The sequence below is a fragment of the Siminovitchia thermophila genome (genome assembly GCF_016909185.1).
Lineage (GTDB): Bacteria > Bacillota > Bacilli > Bacillales > Bacillaceae_C > Siminovitchia > Siminovitchia thermophila.
Window position 1 is genome coordinate 30608 of sequence record NZ_JAFBFH010000035.1, and the last position, 19557, is coordinate 50164.

Annotated in this window: 34 protein-coding genes; 31 read left to right on the top strand and 3 right to left on the bottom strand. The window is 44.1% G+C overall.

Annotation, left to right across the window (positions count from 1 at the left end):
* The first annotated feature begins 117 nt into the window (after positions 1–117).
* Positions 118–1305, top strand: coding sequence for an elongation factor Tu (gene tuf / locus JOC94_RS18820; protein ID WP_077111543.1), 1188 nt, complete (start codon positions 118–120; stop codon positions 1303–1305).
* Between the two features lie 730 nt (positions 1306–2035).
* Here the strand turns inward: tuf and JOC94_RS18825 are convergent.
* The 3 genes from JOC94_RS18825 to JOC94_RS18835 all read right to left on the bottom strand — a co-directional run bounded on the left by JOC94_RS18825 (position 2036) and on the right by JOC94_RS18835 (position 4825).
* A complete protein-coding gene (locus JOC94_RS18825; RefSeq protein ID WP_077111545.1) occupies positions 2036–2998 on the bottom strand; it encodes a metal ABC transporter solute-binding protein, Zn/Mn family in 963 nt (320 codons plus the stop codon).
* A 250-nt stretch (positions 2999–3248) separates the two neighbouring features.
* Positions 3249–4079: a metal ABC transporter permease gene (locus JOC94_RS18830; protein ID WP_077111546.1), complete on the bottom strand. Its 831-nt coding sequence runs from the start codon at positions 4077–4079 to the stop codon at positions 3249–3251.
* A complete protein-coding gene (locus tag JOC94_RS18835) occupies positions 4079–4825 on the bottom strand; it encodes a metal ABC transporter ATP-binding protein (RefSeq protein WP_077111547.1) in 747 nt (248 codons plus the stop codon). Before JOC94_RS18835 ends, JOC94_RS18830 begins: the two co-directional genes overlap by 1 nt.
* A 419-nt stretch (positions 4826–5244) precedes the next feature.
* On the opposite strand from JOC94_RS18835, the gene rpsJ reads away from it, so the two are divergent.
* The 30 genes from rpsJ to JOC94_RS18985 form a co-directional block, all read left to right on the top strand.
* A complete protein-coding gene (rpsJ, locus tag JOC94_RS18840) occupies positions 5245–5553 on the top strand; it encodes a 30S ribosomal protein S10 (protein ID WP_018708729.1) in 309 nt (102 codons plus the stop codon).
* A 35-nt stretch (positions 5554–5588) separates the two neighbouring features.
* Entirely contained in the window at positions 5589–6218 is a 630-nt protein-coding gene (rplC, locus tag JOC94_RS18845) for a 50S ribosomal protein L3 (protein WP_077111548.1), read from the top strand.
* Positions 6219–6248: 30 nt separating this feature from the next.
* Positions 6249–6872, top strand: coding sequence for a 50S ribosomal protein L4 (gene rplD / locus JOC94_RS18850; RefSeq protein WP_077111549.1), 624 nt, complete (start codon positions 6249–6251; stop codon positions 6870–6872).
* Entirely contained in the window at positions 6872–7156 is a 285-nt protein-coding gene (rplW, locus tag JOC94_RS18855; RefSeq protein ID WP_077111550.1) for a 50S ribosomal protein L23, read from the top strand. Before rplD ends, rplW begins: the two co-directional genes overlap by 1 nt.
* A gap of 36 nt (positions 7157–7192) precedes the next feature.
* Positions 7193–8026 carry a 50S ribosomal protein L2 gene (gene rplB, locus JOC94_RS18860; protein ID WP_077111551.1) on the top strand — a complete coding sequence of 278 codons (834 nt, stop codon included), beginning with the start codon at positions 7193–7195 and terminating at the stop codon, positions 8024–8026.
* Between the two features lie 60 nt (positions 8027–8086).
* Positions 8087–8365 carry a 30S ribosomal protein S19 gene (gene rpsS / locus JOC94_RS18865; protein WP_077111552.1) on the top strand — a complete coding sequence of 93 codons (279 nt, stop codon included), beginning with the start codon at positions 8087–8089 and terminating at the stop codon, positions 8363–8365.
* 20 nt (positions 8366–8385) lie between these two features.
* The gene (gene rplV, locus JOC94_RS18870) at positions 8386–8727 is read left to right on the top strand and encodes a 50S ribosomal protein L22 (protein ID WP_077111553.1); all 342 of its coding nucleotides are present in this window, start codon (positions 8386–8388) and stop codon (positions 8725–8727) included.
* A gap of 3 nt (positions 8728–8730) precedes the next feature.
* A complete protein-coding gene (rpsC, locus tag JOC94_RS18875; protein WP_077111554.1) occupies positions 8731–9387 on the top strand; it encodes a 30S ribosomal protein S3 in 657 nt (218 codons plus the stop codon).
* A gap of 2 nt (positions 9388–9389) precedes the next feature.
* Positions 9390–9824, top strand: coding sequence for a 50S ribosomal protein L16 (gene rplP, locus JOC94_RS18880; protein WP_077111555.1), 435 nt, complete (start codon positions 9390–9392; stop codon positions 9822–9824).
* Positions 9814–10017 (top strand): 50S ribosomal protein L29, encoded by a 204-nt coding sequence (gene rpmC, locus JOC94_RS18885; protein WP_077111556.1) that lies wholly within the window; start codon positions 9814–9816, stop codon positions 10015–10017. The genes rplP and rpmC overlap by 11 nt, the downstream gene beginning before the upstream one ends.
* Positions 10018–10035: 18 nt before the next feature.
* Positions 10036–10299, top strand: coding sequence for a 30S ribosomal protein S17 (gene rpsQ / locus JOC94_RS18890; RefSeq protein ID WP_077111557.1), 264 nt, complete (start codon positions 10036–10038; stop codon positions 10297–10299).
* Between the two features lie 48 nt (positions 10300–10347).
* Positions 10348–10716, top strand: coding sequence for a 50S ribosomal protein L14 (gene rplN / locus JOC94_RS18895; RefSeq protein WP_077111558.1), 369 nt, complete (start codon positions 10348–10350; stop codon positions 10714–10716).
* Between the two features lie 35 nt (positions 10717–10751).
* On the top strand, positions 10752–11102 hold the full coding sequence (gene rplX / locus JOC94_RS18900) for a 50S ribosomal protein L24 (RefSeq protein WP_077111559.1): 351 nt from the start codon (positions 10752–10754) through the stop codon (positions 11100–11102).
* Positions 11103–11120: 18 nt separating this feature from the next.
* Complete coding sequence (gene rplE, locus JOC94_RS18905) at positions 11121–11660, top strand: 50S ribosomal protein L5 (RefSeq protein WP_077111560.1); 540 nt, start codon at positions 11121–11123, stop codon at positions 11658–11660.
* A 24-nt stretch (positions 11661–11684) separates the two neighbouring features.
* Positions 11685–11870: a type Z 30S ribosomal protein S14 gene (locus JOC94_RS18910; protein ID WP_077111561.1), complete on the top strand. Its 186-nt coding sequence runs from the start codon at positions 11685–11687 to the stop codon at positions 11868–11870.
* A 29-nt stretch (positions 11871–11899) separates the two neighbouring features.
* Positions 11900–12298: a 30S ribosomal protein S8 gene (rpsH, locus tag JOC94_RS18915; RefSeq protein WP_077111562.1), complete on the top strand. Its 399-nt coding sequence runs from the start codon at positions 11900–11902 to the stop codon at positions 12296–12298.
* A gap of 28 nt (positions 12299–12326) precedes the next feature.
* A complete protein-coding gene (rplF, locus tag JOC94_RS18920; protein ID WP_077111563.1) occupies positions 12327–12863 on the top strand; it encodes a 50S ribosomal protein L6 in 537 nt (178 codons plus the stop codon).
* A gap of 30 nt (positions 12864–12893) precedes the next feature.
* Positions 12894–13256, top strand: coding sequence for a 50S ribosomal protein L18 (gene rplR / locus JOC94_RS18925; RefSeq protein ID WP_077111564.1), 363 nt, complete (start codon positions 12894–12896; stop codon positions 13254–13256).
* A gap of 21 nt (positions 13257–13277) precedes the next feature.
* The gene (gene rpsE, locus JOC94_RS18930; protein WP_077111565.1) at positions 13278–13778 is read left to right on the top strand and encodes a 30S ribosomal protein S5; all 501 of its coding nucleotides are present in this window, start codon (positions 13278–13280) and stop codon (positions 13776–13778) included.
* 13 nt (positions 13779–13791) lie between these two features.
* Positions 13792–13974, top strand: coding sequence for a 50S ribosomal protein L30 (gene rpmD, locus JOC94_RS18935; protein WP_077111566.1), 183 nt, complete (start codon positions 13792–13794; stop codon positions 13972–13974).
* 28 nt (positions 13975–14002) lie between these two features.
* Positions 14003–14443, top strand: coding sequence for a 50S ribosomal protein L15 (gene rplO / locus JOC94_RS18940; protein WP_077111567.1), 441 nt, complete (start codon positions 14003–14005; stop codon positions 14441–14443).
* A complete protein-coding gene (gene secY / locus JOC94_RS18945; RefSeq protein WP_077111568.1) occupies positions 14443–15735 on the top strand; it encodes a preprotein translocase subunit SecY in 1293 nt (430 codons plus the stop codon). Before rplO ends, secY begins: the two co-directional genes overlap by 1 nt.
* 46 nt (positions 15736–15781) lie before the next feature.
* Positions 15782–16432 carry an adenylate kinase gene (locus JOC94_RS18950; protein WP_077111569.1) on the top strand — a complete coding sequence of 217 codons (651 nt, stop codon included), beginning with the start codon at positions 15782–15784 and terminating at the stop codon, positions 16430–16432.
* On the top strand, positions 16432–17178 hold the full coding sequence (gene map / locus JOC94_RS18955) for a type I methionyl aminopeptidase (protein WP_077111570.1): 747 nt from the start codon (positions 16432–16434) through the stop codon (positions 17176–17178). Before JOC94_RS18950 ends, map begins: the two co-directional genes overlap by 1 nt.
* A gap of 15 nt (positions 17179–17193) precedes the next feature.
* Entirely contained in the window at positions 17194–17529 is a 336-nt protein-coding gene (locus JOC94_RS18960) for a KOW domain-containing RNA-binding protein (protein WP_077111571.1), read from the top strand.
* Positions 17507–17725 (top strand): translation initiation factor IF-1, encoded by a 219-nt coding sequence (gene infA / locus JOC94_RS18965; protein ID WP_077111572.1) that lies wholly within the window; start codon positions 17507–17509, stop codon positions 17723–17725. The genes JOC94_RS18960 and infA overlap by 23 nt, the downstream gene beginning before the upstream one ends.
* Positions 17726–17758: 33 nt before the next feature.
* Positions 17759–17872, top strand: a complete 114-nt coding sequence (gene rpmJ, locus JOC94_RS18970; RefSeq protein WP_048601043.1) for a 50S ribosomal protein L36 — start codon at positions 17759–17761, stop codon at positions 17870–17872.
* An 18-nt stretch (positions 17873–17890) separates the two neighbouring features.
* Positions 17891–18256 carry a 30S ribosomal protein S13 gene (gene rpsM / locus JOC94_RS18975; protein WP_077111573.1) on the top strand — a complete coding sequence of 122 codons (366 nt, stop codon included), beginning with the start codon at positions 17891–17893 and terminating at the stop codon, positions 18254–18256.
* Positions 18257–18278: 22 nt separating this feature from the next.
* Positions 18279–18668, top strand: a complete 390-nt coding sequence (gene rpsK, locus JOC94_RS18980; RefSeq protein ID WP_077111574.1) for a 30S ribosomal protein S11 — start codon at positions 18279–18281, stop codon at positions 18666–18668.
* A gap of 160 nt (positions 18669–18828) precedes the next feature.
* Positions 18829–19557: DNA-directed RNA polymerase subunit alpha (locus JOC94_RS18985; RefSeq protein WP_205180090.1), on the top strand; the 729-nt coding region annotated here is incomplete at its 3' end.

Genomic DNA, 19557 nt, shown 5'->3' on the forward strand with positions numbered 1-19557 from the left:
CGTCTATCAAGTATAACTACTTATAGATGTCCGGGCAGCTTTAAAGACGGGAATCCTCCCGGCTTTAAGGCGCTCTATCATACTTAATATTTTTTAATTATAAAGGAGGATTTCCTAATGGCTAAGGAAAAATTTGATCGTTCCAAAGAACATGCGAATATTGGTACAATCGGACACGTTGACCATGGTAAAACAACTTTGACTGCTGCAATTACAACTGTTATGTCTAAACGCGGCGGCGGTGAAGCAAAAGGTTATGACATGATCGACAACGCTCCTGAAGAGCGCGAGCGTGGAATTACTATCTCTACTTCCCACGTGGAGTATGAAACTGACAAACGCCACTATGCACACGTAGACTGCCCAGGACACGCTGACTATGTTAAAAACATGATCACTGGTGCTGCACAAATGGACGGCGCAATTCTTGTTGTGTCTGCAGCGGATGGTCCAATGCCGCAAACTCGTGAGCATATCCTTCTTTCCCGTCAAGTTGGCGTTCCTTACATCGTTGTATTCATGAACAAATGTGACATGGTTGACGATGAAGAACTATTAGAATTGGTAGAAATGGAGATCCGTGATCTTCTTTCCGAATATGATTTCCCTGGCGATGACGTTCCTGTTATCAAAGGTTCAGCTCTTAAAGCTCTTGAAGGCGAAGCTGAGTGGGAAGATAAAATTGTTGAATTAATGGATGCAGTTGACTCTTATATCCCAACTCCAGAGCGTGAAACTGACAAACCTTTCATGATGCCGATTGAGGACGTATTCTCTATTACTGGACGTGGAACAGTTGCAACGGGTCGTGTAGAGCGCGGTCAAGTAAAAGTTGGCGATGAAGTAGAGATCATTGGTCTTGCTGATGAATCCAAGAAAACAATTGTTACCGGAGTTGAAATGTTCCGTAAGCTTCTTGACTATGCTGAAGCTGGAGACAACATCGGTGCCCTTCTTCGCGGTGTTTCCCGTGACGAAATTCAGCGTGGCCAAGTGTTGGCTCAACCAGGTTCCATTACTCCCCATACAAAATTTAAAGCGGAAGTTTATGTTCTTTCTAAAGAAGAGGGTGGACGTCACACTCCATTCTTCTCGAACTACCGTCCACAGTTCTACTTCCGTACAACGGACGTAACTGGAATCATCAACCTTCCTGATGGAGTAGAAATGGTTATGCCTGGCGATAACGTCGAAATGACTGTTGAGCTTATCTCCCCAATCGCGATTGAAGAAGGAACCAAATTCTCAATTCGTGAAGGTGGGCGTACTGTAGGCGCGGGCGTCGTTGCATCTATCGAAAAGTAATGCATTGCCTAAAGGGCAAATAAAAAACAAATATAGAGCAGGGAACTGATCACTCCCTGCTCTTTTTTGTGCAAAAAAATGGGTGTTGTCCCTTTTCATCATTAACCCGGCCAAGACTTATTAAGAGCTGTCTAAAAAAATGAAATTCACAAATGTTGGTAGCACAACGTTTTTACATAGAAGAAGAGGTGACCTATGGGCCGAAAAACCGACCCATAGGTCACCCATCTGATTTTTATTTATGAAATCCGCTCTCGAAAGTATTGACGGATGCCCGCTTGTGATCCATAGCCACGGCCCCAAACTCCACACGGAATTTCTCAGGCTCACCTTCAGATCCTGCGGAACAATTAATCGTAGGCATTGACTTTGTGTGTTTTTCATATTCAAGGGGTGCTTTGCCTTTGTATTTCTTACGTACTGAATTCCAGTGGAAGATCATCTGTTCAAAAGACAGCGGGGATAAATGAAAAACGGTCATCAGACCGCTGGAGTCGTGTTCGAACAGCGGAGACAAATGAAAAAAGATCGTCATTAGACCAGTAGTATCGCGCCTGGTCAGCGCAGATAAACGAAAAAACGGTCATCACCCACACTCCCTTGATGAAACTTGGGAGCTTTTTAACAAAGAAAGGAAGCAGTTTTGTTGAGGCGGCTCAACGAGGTAGCCGCCTCAATATTTGAGTTATGCCAGTGCGAATCGACTTTAGCGCTTTGCTTTTTTCATCACTTATGATCTGCTCAGGCCATCAGCAATGATGTTAATATTGTATTCCAAATACTTGATATAAGTATCAACTTCATCACCAGGCTTGCCAATCTCATCGGAATAGATTGGTTTTTCATAAATAGGGATTCCGGATTCTTTTGAAACAGTCTCCATCGGACGCGGGTCAACGTTAGATTCAAGGAAGAGAACAGGCACATTATGCTCTTTAATGAATTGAACAAGTGACTTAATCTGTGAGGGCGAGCCGTTTTCCTCTGTGTCAATTGCCCATATATAGGCCTCTTTTAACCCGTAACGTTTGGCCATATATTGGAATGCGCGCTCACTCGTTACTAAAATGCGATCTTCTTCAGGGATCTTTTCAATTTCCTCTGAGTACTTCTGTTCAATCTCCTTCAACTTTTCAATGTACTCATTCCCGCGTTTTTCATATTTCTCCTTATTATCAGAGTCTACTTCGATTAAAGCGTCCCTCATCGCCTCAGCCATTTGGATTCCTACATTGGGATCGATAAAGGCATGTGGATTCATTTCCTCTTCTTTGCCATCTTTACTGCTGATATACATCGGTTCTATGCTTTCTGTCAAATTGAACACATTTTCCTCCTTCTGCCCAACAGAATCTACCATTTTATAGAACCAGCCGTCCTTGCCTCCTTCCAGATTCAAACCGTTATAGAAGAGCACATCCGCATCAGTAGCCTTTTTAATGTCCTCCGGCAGCGGCTCATATTCATGGGGATCCGTGCCTGTTGGAACTAAATTGTGCACCTCGACATCCTCTCCGCCAATTTCCTTTGCAAGGTCTTGAATTATTGTAAAGGAAGTGACAATCTTTAAGGGTTCGTCCTTTTTGGATGCCGGTTTTCCGCCCGCCTCTGATGCCGGTTTTTCATTTCCACAAGCCGTAAGCAACAAAGCCACTATGCTCGCCAGTCCAATCCATTTCAATAATTTCTTCAATCTGCAAAACTCCTTTTCAAATAAAATATTTCTTATGTGATACCTGTTTCCGGTTGCTCCCATGCAATTAGCCTAGCGAAGCTTTCTGCCTGTTCATTTTTTTCCCGCATATAAGGTGCCGTAAGGCTGCCACTTCAAAATCTCGAGTGAATATCAAAAGATCCAAGTGGGAGAAAACGGCACCTAAATGCCCGATCGGTTCAACTAACATTCAGTAGGAGATGGAAGAAAACTCCTACTGAATGAAGTTTCACTTTATCTTCCTCCACAGAATTCCTTGCTTGGGAGACAACAGAAATGCAACAAGAAAAATCGCTGTTGTCGCCAGGGCGATCACGGGTCCGGAAGGCAGGTTATAAACAAAACTAAAATATAATCCGATAATCGAAGACAGTGCTCCAAATATTGCGGCAAGTAGAATCATGGTTGACAGCCGGTTTGTCAGCAGATAGGCAGTAGATGCCGGAGTAATTAACATGGATACAACAAGAACGACACCTACGGTCTGCAAGGAAGCGACAGTGACAAGTGTAAGAAGTACCATGATCAAATAATGGATCAGTCTCGTTTTGAGCCCATAAGCAGCAGCCATCGTTTCATCAAAGCTTGAGACAAGCAATTCTTTGTAAAACAAAACAACAACAAGAACGACCACGGCTCCGATAATGAGTGTGACCCACATGTCAGAAGCTCTGACCGACAATACATTTCCGAACAGGATCTGTGTCAAGTCCGTCGCACTTTGGGCTAAAGTGATTAAAATAATTCCCAAGGCAAATGCGGCTGAAAAGACAAGGCCGATCGAAGAGTCATTTTTAATACGGCTGTTTTGGCTTATCAGTCCGATGCCTAGTGATGTCAAAGCGCCAGTTGCTACGGCGCCGTAAAAAAAATTGATACCAAGCATGTACGAAATCGCGACTCCAGGTAAAACAGCGTGCGCAATGGCATCACCCATTAATGCCATTCCGCGCAAAACAATGAAACTTCCAATTACTCCACAAATGATGCCCACCATAATGGAAGTAATAAAGGCCTTCTGTAAAAATTCATACGTCATTAAATCTTGAATAAACGCCATTACATGCCGACCCCCAAACTTTCAAACATATGGACAGGAGACTTGTAAGCTGCCTGCATCAACTCGGGTCGGAAGATCCGATCAACAGGACCTGCGCCAATTAATTCTTTATTAATGAGAATAAGGTCATCAAAGTAGCTTTCCACTTTTGTCAAATCGTGGTGAACGACGAATACGGTTTTTCCTTCATCCCTCAATGATTTTAAGATATTGACAATGACTTCCTCACTTGCCACATCAACCCCGACAAAGGGCTCGTCAAGGAAGAAGTATTCAGCTCGCTGTGCGAGCGCCCGTGCCAGAAATACCCGTTGTTGTTGACCTCCTGACAGTTCTCCGATCTGGTTTTTTGTAAAGTCTTCCATCCCCACTTTTTCCAGGCATTCCAAAGCCCATTTTTTGTCCGCTTTCGACGGACGGCGGAAAAGTCCCAGATTTGGATATGTTCCTAATAGAACGGTATCTTTGACAATGATTGGGAAATCCCAGTCAATATTTGCCCGCTGTGGAACATAGGCAATTTTGTTTCTCACTTCCTTCAGCGGCCTCCCGCCAATGGTGACTTGTCCACTGCTTTTGGGAACCAAGCCCAGAGATGCTTTGATCAACGTTGATTTTCCCGCGCCGTTTGGTCCGATAATACCTATGAGCTTTCCACGTTCGCACGTAAAATTAATATTTTTGAGAACCTCCTTCCCGTAATAAGATACAGACAGATTACGCACGGATACAACTTGATCCGCCATAACCTTCACCTTCCTTTGTATTTGATATTTATAAATAGCGTCAGAATTGTTCGTTCGGTAAAAAAAGTTTCCCTTGGTAAACTTATTAACCAGCATATACAAACTCTGCTCTTTTGTAAACACCTTATACATTTTAATAAAACAGTCTTGAGATATATTCCTTACTTTTTAAAATGCCCGGGTGTTTGAAAAATGCTTTGAACACCTGTATAATGAAACAGTTCTTATTTTAAGAGGCTGTTTTTTAATTTCATATTGCATTGACCAATTATTATATGTATAATGTATAATGTTGGTTTTTGACTGCAATGATGTGGAAGGTTGCCGATACACCCGGCCGCTTTGCCATGGCGAGTGTATGGGGAAATTTTCATGGAGCAAGTCTATTTTTGAAAAATAGGCGAAAAGGAGGGAAAGTAATGGCAAAACAAAAGATCAGAATCAGATTAAAAGCATATGATCATAGAATTTTGGATCAGTCAGCAGAGAAGATTGTAGAAACGGCAAAACGTTCAGGTGCGAATGTTTCGGGGCCTATCCCGCTTCCAACTGAAAAATCTGTCTACACAATCTTGCGCGCGGTACACAAATATAAAGATTCCCGCGAGCAATTTGAAATGCGCACACATAAGCGTTTAATCGATATTATCAGTCCTACACCACAAACGGTAGATTCACTGATGAGACTTGATTTGCCGTCCGGAGTGGACATTGAAATTAAATTATAAGGAAAAAATTGAAATTCATACAGGAGGTGTGACTCATGGGCAAAGGAATCTTAGGAAGAAAAATTGGTATGACGCAGATTTTTGCTGAAGATGGACGTTTGATCCCTGTAACAGTAATTGAGGCGGCTCCAAATGTGGTTCTTCAAAAGAAAACGGTTGAATCAGACGGTTACGAAGCCATTCAGATCGGCTTTGAAGATAAGCGTGAAAAGCTTGCCAACAAACCTGAGAAGGGGCATGTTGCAAAAGCAAATACTGCACCTAAGCGCTTCATCCGTGAGTTGAACGGAGTTAATATAAGTGAGTTCGAAGTTGGTCAGGAGATTAAAGTTGATATATTCGCAGAAGGCGATTTGGTAGATGTAACAGGAATTTCTAAAGGGAAAGGTTTCCAAGGTGTCATCAAACGCCACGGGCAGGCCCGCGGGCCAATGACGCACGGTTCCCGTTTCCATCGCCGTCCGGGATCAATGGGTCCTGTTGACCCCGCTAAAGTATTTAAACAAAAAGCGCTCCCTGGCCGTATGGGTGGCGAAAAAGTTACAGTTCAAAACCTTCCAATCGTTAAAGTAGATGCTGAACGCAACTTGATTTTAGTCAAAGGAAACGTTCCAGGTCCGAAAAAAGCGATGTTGGAAGTTAAATCCGGAGTAAAAGCGAAATAAAGCTAAATTGGAAGAAAGGAGGAATAAAGCATGCCAAAAGCAAGCCTTTTTAATCAAGAAGGTTCCAAGGTTGGGGAGGTTGATCTCAACGATGCCATCTTTGGAATCGAACCAAACAATCATGTCTTGTTCGAAGCAATCATCATGCAAAGAGCTTCATTAAGACAAGGAACTGCAAAAGTAAAAACACGTTCGGAAGTGCGAGGCGGAGGAAGAAAGCCATGGCGCCAAAAAGGAACCGGGCGGGCACGCCAGGGATCGATTCGTTCGCCACAATGGCGCGGAGGCGGAACTGTATTTGGTCCTGCTCCACGCAGCTACAGCTATAAATTGCCTAAAAAGATGCGCCGCCTAGCGATCAAGTCGGCTTTATCCGCGAAAGCACAGGAAGAAAATGTACTCGTTGTCGAGGCGTTATCGTTTGACGCGCCGAAAACAAAAGAATTTGTAAAAGTGCTCAATAATCTTCCAGTTGGCAAAAAAGCATTGTTCGTAACGGAAAGCACAGAAGAGAACGTAGCTTTATCAGCGCGGAATATTCCAGGAGTAACAGTGATTGATGCAGACAGTCTCAACGTACTCGATGTCGTTGGCCATAACTCATTGGTCTTGACGAAAGCTGCAGTTGAAAAAGTGGAGGAGGTGCTTGGGTAATGGATGCACGTGATATAGTTAAGCGCCCCATCATCACTGAACGTTCTATGGATTTGACGGCAGACAAAAAATATACTTTTGAAGTAGACGTCAAAGCGAATAAAACGCAAGTAAAAGATGCGGTAGAAAACATTTTTGACGTAAAAGTGGCAAAAGTGAACGTAATGAATTATAAAGGCAAATACAAGCGTGTAGGCCGATTTGCGGGCTATACGAAAAAACGTCGCAAAGCAATTGTCACGTTAACACCAGACAGCAAAGAAATCGACTTTTTCGAAGCCTAATAGAGCTTTTCCAATAATAGAAGAGGAGGGAAAAACATGGCGATCAAAAAATACAAACCTACCTCCAACGGACGTCGCGGGATGACAAGTTTGGATTTTTCCGAGATCACAACAGATACCCCGGAAAAATCATTGCTTGCGCCTCTTAATAGAAAAGGCGGCCGCAATAATCAAGGTAGGACTACAGTTCGTCATCGCGGCGGCGGTCATAAGCGTCAATACAGGGTCATCGACTTTAAACGCAACAAAGATGGTATACCTGGACGCGTTGCTACAATCGAATATGATCCGAACCGTTCCGCAAACATCGCGTTGATCCACTATGTTGATGGTGAAAAACGCTACATCTTAGCACCAAAAAATTTACAGGTGGGCATGGAAGTCATGTCCGGACCGGATGCAGACATTAAAGTCGGAAATGCTTTGCCTTTGGCAAATATTCCTGTCGGTACGGTCGTTCACAACATTGAAATGAAGCCTGGCAAAGGCGGGCAGTTGGTACGTTCAGCGGGCACTTCTGCGCAGGTTCTTGGTAAAGAAGGAACAAAATACGTTCTTGTCCGTTTGAATTCAGGTGAAGTACGCATGATTTTAGCCGCTTGCCGCGCAACAATCGGTCAAGTGGGAAATGAACAACACGAGCTCGTAACAGTAGGTAAAGCCGGCCGTTCCCGCTGGTTGGGCAAAAGACCTCACGTTCGCGGTTCCGTTAAGAACCCTAACGATCACCCGCATGGCGGTGGTGAAGGCAAAACGCCAATCGGACTTAAATCTCCGGTTACACCTTGGGGCAAACCAACGATCGGTTACAAAACACGGAAGAAAACAAACAAGTCGGATAAATTCATTGTACGCCGACGCAAAAAGTAACGGGATTGTCCTACGGTTCAATCGCCGGACCGTAGCGCAATCACGAAGGGAGGTACTAGCATGGGACGCAGCCTGAAAAAAGGGCCTTTTGCAGATGATCATTTATTGAAAAAAATCGAAAAGCTAAATGAAGATAATAAAAAGCAAGTCATTAAAACGTGGTCACGCCGTTCTACCATTTTTCCATCATTCATCGGACATACCATTGCGGTATATGATGGACGCAAGCATGTTCCGGTCTATATCAGTGAAGATATGGTAGGCCATAAGTTGGGTGAATTTGCTCCGTCAAGAACTTATCGGGGCCATGCCGCAGATGACAAAAAAACTAGACGCTAATGAGAGGAGGGAACCCCCTGATGCAAGCAAAAGCTGTTGCCAGAACAGTTCGTATTGCTCCTCGTAAAGCACGCCTTGTCGTCGATTTAATTCGAGGAAAGCAAGTAGGCGAAGCAGTTGCCATTTTGAAGCTGACACCAAAAGCCGCCTCTCCCATCGTGGAAAAGCTTTTGAAATCCGCTGTAGCAAATGCAGAGCATAACTATGATATGGACATTGACAATCTTTTAATATCCGAAGCTTACGTAGACGAAGGTCCGACAATGAAACGCTTCAGACCGCGTGCGCAAGGACGGGCAAGCCAGATCAATAAGCGCACAAGCCACATTACGATTGTGGTATCAGAAAAGAAGGAGGGATAAATCGTGGGTCAAAAAGTTAATCCGATCGGAATGCGAATTGGCATCATTCGTGATTGGGAATCTAAATGGTACGCTGACAAGGAATTCGCAACTTTATTGCACGAAGATATAAAGGTGCGTGAGTATATCGAAAATCGGCTTGCGGATGCATCTGTTTCCAGTGTTGAAATCGAGCGCGCTGCAAACCGCCTCAATATTACGGTCCACACTGCCAAACCTGGAATGGTGATTGGTAAAGGTGGAAGTGAAGTAGAAGCACTTCGTAAAGCATTAAACAAATTAACAAACAAACGGGTACACATCAATATTGTTGAAATTAAAAAAGCGGACTTGGATGCAAAACTTGTCGCAGAGAACATCGCTCGTCAGCTTGAAAGCCGGATTTCGTTTCGCCGTGCTCAAAAACAAGCGATTCAACGGACAATGCGTGCAGGCGCACAAGGAGTCAAAACAATGGTTTCCGGGCGCTTGGGCGGAGCAGATATTGCCCGTTCTGAACATTATAGCGAAGGAACAGTCCCACTTCATACACTTCGCGCAGATATCGATTATGCACATGCGGAAGCCGACACAACTTACGGCAAGCTTGGCGTAAAAGTATGGATTTACCGTGGAGAGGTCCTTCCAGAAAAGAAAAAGTCCGAGGAAGGAGGAAAATAATCATGTTAATGCCTAAACGTGTAAAGTATCGCCGCGAGCATCGCGGAAAAATGCGTGGCCAGGCAAAAGGCGGCACGGAAGTAAGCTTTGGCGAATATGGATTACAGGCTTTGGAAGCTTCTTGGATCACAAACCGCCAAATTGAAGCTGCCAGGATTGCCATGACCCGTTACATGAAACGTGGCGGTAAAGTATGGATTAAAATTTTCCCGCACAAACCTTATACTGCAAAGCCATTGGAGGTCCGCATGGGTTCCGGTAAAGGGGCTCCAGAAGGCTGGGTAGCTGTTGTAAAACCAGGAAAAATCATGTTTGAAATTGCCGGGGTACCTGAAGAAGTTGCGCGTGAAGCACTTCGTCTGGCGTCTCACAAACTTCCAGTAAAGTGCAAGTTTGTTAAACGAGAAGAAATTGGTGGTGAACGAGATGAAGGCTAATGAAATACGTGAATTAACCACTGCCGAAATAGAACAAAATATTAAGTCTTTAAAAGAAGAACTATTTAACCTTCGCTTTCAACTGGCGACTGGGCAACTTGAAAATACCGCCCGCATCAGAGAAGTACGCAAAGATATCGCTCGGATGAAAACAATCGTCCGCGAAAGAGAGATTGGGGTTAACAATCGATAATGATAGGAGGTTTGCGATATGAGTGAACGCAACCAACGTAAAGTGTATACTGGCCGGGTTGTTTCCGACAAGATGGATAAAACCATCACAGTAATGGTCGAAACGTATAAAAAGCACTCTTTGTACGGCAAACGCGTGAAGTACTCGAAAAAGCTCAAGGCTCATGATGAGCAAAACGAAGCAAAAGTAGGGGACATCGTCCGGATTATGGAAACTCGCCCGCTATCGGCTACAAAACGCTTCCGCCTCGTAGAGGTCGTAGAAAAAGCCGTCATTATATAATCAACATTTTTTCGGATATATACGATTTCCGAAGGGAGGTAAAATGAGATGATTCAACAAGAATCCCGTTTAAAGGTGGCTGACAACTCTGGCGCCCGTGAAGTATTAACCATTAAAGTGCTTGGCGGATCCGGCCGTAAAACGGCTAATATTGGGGATGTCATCGTGTGCACAGTGAAAAATGCAACACCTGGGGGCGTTGTCAAAAAAGGCGACGTCGTAAAGGCTGTTATTGTACGGACAAAAAGTGGAGCCCGTCGTCCGGATGGTTCTTACATCAAATTCGACGAAAATGCATGTGTCATTATCCGTGATGATAAAGCGCCTCGAGGAACTCGTATCTTCGGACCGGTTGCCCGCGAACTTCGCGATAAAAACTTCATGAAAATCATATCTTTGGCTCCTGAAGTTCTTTAAGGAATTACATTTAGGTCATAAGGAGGTGCGCTTGAATGCATGTCAAAAAAGGCGATAAAGTAATGATTATTACTGGAAAAGACAAAGGAAAAACAGGCACCGTGCTTGCCGCATTCCCTAAAAAGGAACGTGTACTTGTAGAAGGCGTCAACATTGTGAAAAAACACGCCAAACCTTCCCAAGACAATCCTCAAGGCGGGATCTTTGAAAAAGAAGCAGCAATCCATGTGTCTAACGTAATGGTCATTGATCCAAAAACGAATGAACCGACAAGAGTCGGCTATAAAAGAGTAACAATTAAAATGAAAGATGGCAGCGAAAAAGAAAAAAGTGTTCGTGTAGCCAAAAAATCAGGCGAAATATTAGATGACGTAAAAACTGTTTAGTGAAGGGAGGTACACGACATGAGCCGCCTAAAGGAAAAATTTCAAAAAGAAATCACTCCTGCTCTCATGAGCAAGTTTAACTATAAATCTGTAATGGAAGTACCTAAAATTGAAAAGATCGTTGTGAACATGGGTGTTGGCGATGCTGTTCAGAATGCAAAATTGCTCGATAACGCCGTTGAAGAATTGGCTTTGATCACAGGACAAAAGCCGGTTGTCACAAGAGCAAAAAAATCTATTGCGGGCTTCCGCCTACGGGAAGGCATGCCGATCGGCGCGAAGGTTACGCTTCGTGGCAAACGCATGTATGACTTTTTCGACAAACTCGTTTCCGTTTCGCTTCCGCGTGTACGCGACTTCCGTGGAATTTCCAAAAAAGCATTTGACGGACGCGGCAACTATACATTAGGCATTAAAGAACAACTCATTTTCCCAGAAATTGATTACGATAAAGTCAGCAAAGTTCGTGGTATGGATATTGTGATCGTCACTACGGCTAAAACGGACGAAGAAGCTCGTGAACTTCTTGCCGGATTCGGAATGCCGTTTCAAAAGTAATCAAAATAAAAGGGAGGCGAAATAGTGGCTAAAAAATCTATGGTTGTGAAGCAAAAACGCACACCAAAATTCAAAGTGCAAGAATACACTCGTTGCGAACGATGCGGCCGTCCGCACTCTGTCCTTCGCAAATTTAAACTATGCCGGATTTGTTTCCGCGAGTTGGCCTACAAAGGTCAAATTCCTGGCGTCAAAAAAGCCAGCTGGTAAGACCGAAACTGGGAAGGAGGTAAATATAAATGGTAATGACTGATCCGATAGCAGATTTACTGACAAGAATTCGCAATGCGAATATGGTTCGTCACGAAACTTTGGAGGTTCCTGCTTCCAACATCAAGAAAGAAATCGCAGAAATATTGAAAAAAGAAGGTTTCATTCGTGACGTTGAGTTTATAGAAGATAACAAGCAAGGTATCCTTCGCATTTTCCTTAAATACGGAGCTAATAACGAGCGCGTTATTACCGGACTAAAACGCATCAGCAAACCAGGCCTTCGCGTATATGCAAAAGCGAATGAAGTGCCAAAAGTATTAAACGGCCTTGGAATTGCGATTGTTTCTACGTCTCAAGGCGTATTGTCCGATAAAGATGCGAGAGCAAAACAAGTTGGCGGCGAGGTACTCGCATACGTCTGGTAATTTCTCATACAAGAACGGAGGTGTAAAAATGTCCCGTATTGGTAACAAACCAATTGAAATCCCTTCTGGCGTAACAGTGACAAAGGACGGAAATAAAGTTACTGTCAAAGGTCCAAAAGGTGAGCTTACAAATAACTTTCATTCCGAAATGAACATCAACATTGAAGATAATACGATCACGGTTTCCCGTCCATCTGATGCAAAAGACCATCGCTCCATGCACGGAACAACCCGTTCTTTGCTTGCGAACATGGTGGAAGGAGTATCAAAGGGCTTTGAAAAGTCGCTTGAACTGGTCGGAGTTGGATACCGTGCCCAAAAACAAGGTAAAAAGCTCGTATTAAACGTAGGTTATTCACATCCTGTTGAATTCAATCCGGAAGATGGCATCGAAATTGATGTTCCATCCAACACAAAAGTAGTCGTTAAAGGTTACAATAAAGAAAGAGTAGGAGCCTTGGCTGCTGACATCCGTGCGGTACGCCCGCCTGAGCCGTACAAAGGCAAAGGTATTCGTTACGAAGGTGAATACGTCCGCCGCAAAGAAGGAAAAACAGGTAAATAAAGCCGCTAGGTACTGAAAGGAGTGACTCGCATGATTACCAAGCTCGATAAGAATAAAGTACGCAAGAAAAGACATGCGCGTGTCCGTGTGAAATTAAGCGGTACAGCAGAGCGCCCGCGCTTAAGCGTGTATCGTTCCAATAAAAATATTTATGCCCAATTGATCGATGATGAAAAGGGAGTAACAATTGCCAGTGCTTCTACGCAAGAAAAAGACCTCGGCCTCGAAGCGGCGGGTAACGTGGAAGCCGCGCAAAAAGTAGGAGAGCTCATTGCCAAACGCGCAGTTGAAAAGGGCATCAAGTCAGTCGTATTCGACCGCGGTGGTTATTTGTACCATGGACGTGTAAAAGCATTGGCTGATTCTGCTCGTGAAAATGGCCTAGAATTCTAATTAAAAGGAGGGACGAACTACATGCGTCAAATTGATGCGAACAAACTTGATTTAGAAGAACGTGTAGTTACAGTAAACCGTGTCGCAAAAGTTGTGAAAGGTGGACGGCGCTTCCGCTTTACCGCGCTTGTTGTTGTCGGTGACAAAAATGGTCACGTTGGATTCGGTACTGGTAAAGCCCAGGAAGTTCCTGAAGCAATCCGCAAAGCGATCGAAGATGCGAAAAAGAATATGATCGAAGTGCCTCTCGTTGGTTCTACGATTCCACATGAAATTATCGGACGTTACGGCGGAGGACAAATTCTTCTCAAACCTGCCAACGAAGGTACGGGAGTAATTGCCGGCGGACCGGTTCGTGCGGTATTAGAATTGTCCGGCATTGCTGATATCACTTCAAAATCTCTTGGTTCCAGCACGCCGATTAATATGGTTCGAGCAACAATCGAAGGAATTAAAAATCTAAAACGAGCTGAAGACGTAGCGAAGTTACGTAACAAATCAGTCGAAGAATTGTTAGGTTAAGGAGGGGAAGATCATGGCTCAAAAATTAACAATCACCCTCACTCGCAGCTTGATCGGCCGTACGAAAGATCAGCGTGACACTGTCGAAGCGCTCGGTTTGCGCAAAATCAACCAAACAGTAGAGCATAATGACAATCCGGCGATCAGGGGAATGATTAACAAAGTTTCCCATCTTGTAACGGTCAAAGAACAGTAAGAGCAAAAGGAAGAAGGAGGTGTCCAGAATGAAATTGCATGAGTTAAAACCTGCTGAAGGAGCCCGCAAAGAACGCAACCGGGTTGGGCGCGGAATTGGCTCTGGCAACGGAAAAACAGCCGGCAGAGGACATAAAGGACAAAATGCCCGTTCAGGCGGCGGAGTACGGCCGGGATTTGAGGGTGGCCAAACACCTTTATTCCAACGTTTACCAAAGCGCGGTTTCACAAATATTAACCGCAAGGAATATGCGATTGTGAATCTTGATGTACTCAATCGTTTCGAAGAAGGCACGGAAGTGACGCCGGAGCTCCTCATTGAAACAGGAGTCGTCCGCAACGAAAAGTCTGGAGTTAAAATCCTTGCAAAAGGCAATATCGAGAAAAAGTTGACTGTAAAAGCAAATAAATTCTCCTCTGCCGCCAAAGAAGCAATTGAAGCAGCAGGCGGTACTACTGAGGTGATTTAATGTTCCAGACAATCTCCAACCTGTTGCGTGTAAAGGATATTAGAAAAAAGATCATTTTTACGCTGTTAATGCTGGTTGTGTTTCGAATCGGGGCTTTTATCCCCGTACCGAATGTAGATGCCGATGTGCTTAAATTGCAGGATCAGGCGAGTTTGTTTGGTTTCATGAATATTTTTGGTGGAGGTGCCCTTCAAAATTTCTCTATTTTTGCGATGGGCATTATGCCATATATTACAGCATCCATCATCGTGCAACTGTTGCAAATGGATGTTGTGCCAAAATTTACGGAGTGGTCCAAGCAAGGTGAAGTCGGGCGCCGTAAACTGGCACAATTCACCCGCTATTTCACCATTGTATTAGCATTTATACAAGCAATAGGCATGTCTTTTGGCTTTAACCGAATGACACAGCTTCAACTGATAAAGGATCCTGGATTTGGCACGTATGTTACGATTGCCGTCGTCCTGACAGCAGGAACAGCATTCCTGATGTGGCTGGGCGAGCAAATTACGGCAAATGGCGCCGGCAACGGAATTTCCATTCTTATTTTCGCCGGAATCGTCGCGGGCATTCCTAATGCAGTAAACCAGATCTATGCAACGCAATTTGAAGGTGCAGGAGAACAACTATTCATTCGAATTGTCGTCATGCTGCTTATCCTGCTCGCAGTCGTCGCAATCATTGTTGGCGTCGTATTTGTCCAGCAGGCATTGCGTAAAATTCCAATCCAATATGCAAAGCGCATGGATGGACGCAACCCTGTCGGCGGACAAAATACACATTTGCCGTTAAAGGTGAATGCCGCTGGAGTTATTCCAGTTATCTTCGCAAGCGCGTTTTTAGTAGCACCACAAACAGTCGTGACATTTTTTGGTTCAGGTGATACGGCCAGTACGATCCAATCTTATTTTGATCATACAAAGCCTATCGGCATGACTATTTTTGTCGTTTTGATTATCGCCTTTACTTATTTTTACGCCTTTGTTCAGGTGAATCCGGAAAAAGTCTCCGAAAACCTGAAAAAGCAAGGCGGTTATATACCTGGTATACGTCCAGGGAAAAATACGCAAGAATACCTGACGCGTGTACTATATAGACTGACATTTGTCGGAGCGCTGTTTCTTGCGGTGATTTCCATTCTGCCTGTATTTTTTATTAAATTTGCCGGCTTGCCGGAGGCAGCCCAAATCGGCGGTACAGGATTGCTCATTGTGGTCGGTGTTGCGCTTGAAACGATGAAACAACTGGAAGCTCAGCTAGTAAAGCGCCATTACAAAGGTTTCATTAAATAACATGCGGGCGGTTAAGCCCGAGTGGTTGCAGAGGGGCGAGATTTGAATGAATTTAGTGTTAATGGGACTTCCTGGTGCTGGAAAAGGTACACAGGCCGATAAGATTGTTGACAAATATCAAATTCCTCATATTTCAACAGGAGATATGTTCCGCGCAGCAATGAATGAGGGAACGGAATTGGGACTTAAGGCGAAATCCTTTATGGATAAAGGGGAGCTCGTTCCCGATGAAGTAACAATTGGTATCGTTCGTGAACGTTTAGGCAAAACAGATTGCGAACATGGCTTCCTTCTTGACGGTTTTCCCAGAACAGTGCCACAAGCAGAAGCCCTTGAAAATATATTGTCTGAGCTTGGAAAAAAAATCGACTATGTCTTTAACATTGATGTAGATGCAGATATATTGGTAGAGCGGTTAACAGGCCGCCGAATCTGTAAGGAATGCGGCACCACCTACCATCTGATCTTTAATCCGCCAAAAGAGCCTGGTGTATGTGACCGTTGCGGCGGAGAATTGTATCAGCGCAAAGATGACAACGAAGAAACGGTCCAAAACAGACTCGACGTTAACATGAAACAGGTGCAGCCGCTTCTGGATTTCTATCGCGGGAAAGGCTATTTAAAAAACATCAATGGCCAGCAGCATATTGATCAAGTATTCTCTGACATTGATGCTCTTTTAAAGGATTTGAAATAATGATTATTACAAAAACACCCCGAGAAATTAAATTAATGAGAGAAGCCGGACGAATTGTTGCCATGACTCATCAAGAGTTGAAGAAGCATATTCAGCCTGGTATTACGACGAAACAATTAGATAGCATTGCTGAAAGCTTTATCAGGCAACAAGGTGCACATCCTTCTTTTTTAGGCTATAACGGATTTAGCGGGAGCATCTGTGTTTCGGTCAACGAGGAGCTTGTCCATGGCATACCCGGAGACCGTGTTCTGAACGAGGGTGACATCGTCAGCCTGGACATTGGAGCCGAATATAGCGGGTACCACGGTGATTCGGCATGGACCTATGCAGTGGGCAAGATCGATGATGAAACGCAAAAGCTGCTCGATGTTACGGAAAAATCCCTCTATATGGGATTGGAACAAGCCAAGCCGGGCGCTCGTCTTTCAAATATTTCTCATGCGATACAAACATTTGTGGAAGCAGAAGGTTTTTCCATTGTCCGTGAGTATGTAGGGCATGGGATTGGTCAAAGCTTACATGAAGATCCGCAAATTCCCAATTATGGTCCACCTGATAAAGGACCGCGCTTGAAGCCCGGAATGGCACTGGCTATTGAGCCGATGGTCAATGCGGGGAGCCGCTATGTAAAGACGCTTCCGGACAATTGGACTGTCGTGACAGTTGACGGGAAAATGTGTGCGCATTTTGAACATACAATAGCCATTACGGAAACCGGTTTTGAGATTTTGACAAAACTGTGAGCGCAGGTGATCTCGTTGAAAGAGTCTGATTCGAATCCCCAAATAGGCCAGATTGTCCAGATCCAAAAAGGACGGGATGCGGGACAATACGCGGTTGTAATCCAGCGGTTGGATGATAAGTTTGTATTCATCGCGGATGGGGAAAAAAGAAAATTTGACAGTCCCAAAAAGAAAAACATTCAACATCTTCAGTGCCAAGACTACATGAATGAAGAAGTACGCAGAAGCTTGTTGGAAACTGGGCGGGTCACCAATGGGAAGTTACGATGGGCTCTTGGAAAATTTGTGGAAGAAGTTTTGGAAGACTTAGAGAAGGGAGACGAGTTGGATGGCGAAAGAAGACGTCATTGAAGTTGAAGGCAAGGTAGTAGACACTTTGCCAAATGCCATGTTTAAGGTAGAATTAGAAAATGGCCATACGGTACTTGCGCATGTATCGGGTAAAATCCGTATGCACTTCATCCGTATTTTGCCTGGTGATAAAGTAACTGTAGAGCTTTCTCCATATGATTTGACACGGGGAAGAATCACATACCGCTTTAAGTAGTGCACTTCAGGCTGTTAAGGAGGTTTTAAAAAAATGAAAGTAAGGCCATCAGTAAAGCCGATCTGCGAGAAGTGCAAAATTATCCGTAGAAAAGGCAAAGTTATGATAATCTGTGAAAATCCGAAACATAAACAAAAACAAGGATAATAAGGAGGTGCAAAACTTATGGCACGTATAGCCGGAGTGGACATTCCACGTGAAAAGCGCGTCGTTATTGCGCTCACATATATTTACGGTATCGGAAAAAATACAGCTATCGAAGTTCTCAAGGAAGCGGGTGTTTCCGAAGATACACGCGTTAGAGACTTGACGGATGACGAATTGGATAAAATCCGTAATATCGTTGACGGTTTAAAAGTTGAAGGAGACCTTCGCCGTGAAGTGTCTTTAAACATTAAACGTTTGATGGAAATCGGCTCTTATCGGGGGCTTCGCCATCGCCGCGGACTGCCGGTGCGTGGACAAAACACGAAAAATAACGCACGGACTCGAAAAGGCCCTCGTAAAACTGTAGCGGGCAAGAAAAAATAATAGGTAAAGGAGGTTATATACAATGGCACGTAAAACGAATACTCGTAAACGTCGTGTGAAAAAAAATATAGAAACAGGGATCGCGCATATTCGCTCTACATTTAACAATACAATCGTAACGATTACAGATGCGCAAGGAAATGCCGTTTCCTGGTCTTCAGCTGGTGCGCTTGGATTTAAAGGTTCCCGTAAATCTACTCCATTTGCTGCCCAGATGGCTGCAGAAACAGCTGCGAAAGTTTCGATGGAGCATGGCATGAGGTCTTTGGAAGTTACTGTAAAAGGACCAGGTGCAGGCCGTGAAGCGGCAATTCGTGCTCTTCAAGCCGCAGGACTTGAGGTAACAGCAATCCGTGATGTAACACCTGTTCCTCATAACGGATGCCGTCCGCCAAAACGTCGTCGTGTATAATGAATTTGTATAAATTCGGTATTACCTGTCTATAATGGGGTAATATATGAATTTATGGTTACATTCAATTTGTTCCTCATCAAGTTGTTGCACAGACAAATGTAGCATGGGGAATTTCGGGCCGCCGGAATTTCGACGTTTTGAAGGAGGGTATATGTGAATGATCGAGATTGAAAAGCCGAAAATAGAAACGATTGAGATCAGCGATGATGCTAATTATGGAAAGTTCGTTGTCGAACCGCTTGAGCGTGGGTATGGTACAACATTGGGTAACTCCTTGCGTCGTATTCTATTATCCTCACTCCCAGGTGCAGCGATCACCTCGATTCAGGTCGAAGGGGTACAGCATGAATTTTCAACCATAGAAGGTGTCGTCGAAGATGTTACCTCTATCATCCTTAATCTTAAGAAACTAGCTCTCAAGATTTATTCTGACGAAGAAAAAACGTTGGAAATAGATGCACAAGGCGAAGGCGCAGTGAAAGCATCGGACATTATGCATGACAGTGATGTAGAAATACTAAATCCGGATCTGCATATTGCCACATTAGCCGAAAACGGCAACTTTCGAGTTCGCATGACAGCCAAAAGAGGCCGCGGATATACGCCCGCTGATATGAACAAGCGCGATGATTTACCGATTGGCGTTATACCGATCGACTCAATTTATACACCTGTATCGCGCGTCAATTATCAAGTGGAAAACACACGTGTCGGCCAAATGACAAACTTCGATAAGCTGTCATTGGATGTATGGACAAACGGAAGTATCAGTCCGGAAGAGGCTATTTCACTTGGAGCCAAAATTTTAACAGAGCATTTAAATATTTTCGTTGGGTTGACGGACGAAGCCCAGCATGCTGAAATCATGGTCGAAAAAGAAGAAGAT